Source organism: Bacillus cereus group sp. BceL291 (genome assembly GCF_051776705.1).
Lineage (GTDB): Bacteria > Bacillota > Bacilli > Bacillales > Bacillaceae_G > Bacillus_A > Bacillus_A cereus.
The window spans coordinates 1-2,684 of sequence record NZ_JBPWAP010000182.1 but is presented as its reverse complement, the minus strand read 5'-3'; the positions used below and the strand labels follow the sequence as shown (position 1 = coordinate 2,684).

Genomic DNA, 2,684 nt, shown 5'->3' with positions numbered 1-2,684 from the left:
TGTGCGTGATAGGTAAAGCTTTGATATCATCTCCACCTTTTCCCCCACCTAACACCGTACGTGACAGTTTCCCGTCATACGGCGTCCCATCATTTTCAGCTAATTGATATAAGTCAATTTATACAGTTATCGGTTCATTTTCAGCCTCAGTTCTGAGTGTATTCAATTTATTTAATTGCTTATCGTTCAATTTCAACGCCAAGAGCGCAGCTCTGATTTTAATCTCATCTGTCATGTGGATTAATTGATGTATATATTTATCCACAATTATTAAGTTGTGATATTTATCAGTTCCACCACTTTTCAAAGGAATTTTATGATGACAATGTACCCTATCTATACCTATAACTTCTTCAGTTACATAGCACTTTCCGTATTGTGCAACATATCTCGATATCCTGTTATCATTGTATTCAATACTCCTATTTCGGGAGTATGTTGTCATGACTTGTTTTAAGACATCCTTAGGTATGGCTTTAAGATTCTCATGAATTTTATTACGACCTTTTGCGGTGTAATTGCATATATTTTGTGAGAAGTTCCATGGATTCTTATGATGTACGCCTGTAACTGGAAGTAAAGGTGTGGCACAAACTGTATATATTTTAGTATTAGACTGAATTCCTTTGGCACGTAGTTGAAATTTCTTAGGAGTTTCATAAAATTGAATTACTTTTCCATTTTCACTGAGCCTGTTTTTCATGGATTTGAGTAGAGTGTAGTTAATTTTTGTCAAATCTATATAAATTTTAGTAGCGTACTTGTAATAATTTTGAATGCCAATAAGGGTAATATTGAATTTAAGTACATTTTCTGATGTTGGATGCCTTTGGATTTCTTTTACCTTATCCTTTAGAATTCTTTGGGTGTTTTGCATAGCTTTGTCCGTCATACTACTTTTGGCAACATAGCCATGTTTAGATTGACCTTGTTGAACCAACTTCACTTTAAACCCCAAAAAGTTCGAAGAATTCTTTTTAAGATTAACTACTTTAGATTTTTGCTCATTAATTTCAAGTCCTAATCTCGTACGCAAGAAATCAATGGTGGCATAATAATATCTTTTGGCACCAATATATGTTCTACACATGATTTTAAAATCGTCAGCATACCGCACAATAAACCCATCTTTAAGATTTGTGTATTTGCGAGCATAGCCCCTAAAGGCTATAGCCGTCTTATAGTTCTTAGGCTGAAAAGTTTCCCATTGATTGCTAATCCACCAATCCAATTCATTTAAAACCACGTTGGATAATAGGGGAGATATAATACCACCTTGCGGTGTTCCTTTAGTTGGGATACCTTCTCCTTGAACTTCAGATTTTAAGATTTTCGAGATAACACTTAGGAGTGATTTATCACGCACACCTAAGGTCCATAACTGCTTGAGTAATTTCCCATGACTTACGTTATCAAAGAAACCTTTGATATCTATGTCTACACAATAATGCTGACGCCCTAGATTCATTAGACTCACCATTCGACTGAGCGCATGATGAGTACTTCTGTTTGGCCTAAATCCATAACTATGATTATGGAATTTCGCTTCACATATGGGTTCAAGCACTTGTAAAATGCTCTGTTGGACAAGTCTATCCCAAATAGTAGGAATACCTAATGGGCGCATCTTATCGCTTCCCTCTTTTGGGATGTATACTCTCTTAACGGGTTGCGGTCGATACCATTTCAATCTTTTTCTGACTTGTTTTACTACCTGTGTATCATTTAAATGCCAAATATCTTTAATAGTTAATCCATCTACACCAGCGGTCTTACTACCCTTATTTGTTTTAATGTTTCTATACGCTAATCTAATATTTTCTTCTGAACCAATCATATCCATTAACTTATAGAAATTGTTACCGTTAAGACTATAGGAATATAGTTGATCATATTTCGTTTGCATATCGTAGTATTCGCTATGTCTTAGCTTGGTTTTCTTTAACATGGGCTGTAGCCTCCTTATGGAGAAACACTACATCTCTTAGTCTTACTCGAATCCATGTTAACCGTAAGTAACAATTAGCCTGCAATTGACTAGTGGCTATCCCTCCACGTTCATTAGACGTTTCATAGGTACTATGCCACCACCTTCACTACCATAAATCTAGGTTATACGACTAACTAATCTCATTAGTGCTTTCCCTAGAAACGCTTCGTCAGAAGCAAGTCCTCTGCGTTGGTAGCTTACCACGTTCCTTCATTCCTATCTGTACATACACTTTTAGGTTTCTCCTATGAGCCTGCTACCTTGATGTTGCCTGTAACAACATATGGACGTTCATAAAGGAGAGTCTTACTAGCCCACAATAGCGACACTAATTGTGTCAGCATACCTTTCGATATGCTTCCGATATAGACCCGTACCATCAGAGATTCGTCTGCACTTTCAAAGTTCGCGATTGCATCATCGTGCATTCTAACCATAAGTGTTTTGTAGACCCCCGGCCTATAAGCTACACCACCCACCTCTGGACAGCTTTCGTGTATTTTAACTTACGGTAGCTCTCAGCCGACTTCCCCGAGCTTCAAACCGTTAGACTCTTGCCAATCTAACCGCATGTCGGAATATTAGAGGTGCCCTTCAAGGCGTTACCCTATCATTTGACAACTCGGAATGAAAGTTCACTGTTGAACAATTGTCCGACAGTGCCTAAGCTTTTCACTTAGGAACGTGTCGCACC

The 2,684-nt window shown here is 37.6% G+C and carries 1 protein-coding gene; it reads right to left on the bottom strand.

What is annotated here, in order from left to right; translation table 11 throughout:
- Nucleotides 1-118: 118 nt before the first annotated feature.
- Nucleotides 119-1,948 carry a group II intron reverse transcriptase/maturase gene (gene ltrA, locus ACS2CR_RS33830; RefSeq protein WP_098879240.1) on the bottom strand — a complete coding sequence of 610 codons (1,830 nt, stop codon included), beginning with the start codon at nucleotides 1,946-1,948 and terminating at the stop codon, nucleotides 119-121.
- Between the last annotated feature and the right edge of the window lie 736 nt (nucleotides 1,949-2,684).

Excerpts from the sequence above, each read along its gene's own strand:
- ltrA (WP_098879240.1), bottom strand. The coding sequence starts at position 1,948 with ATGTTAAAGAAAACCAAGCTAAGACATAGCGAATACTACGATATGCAA.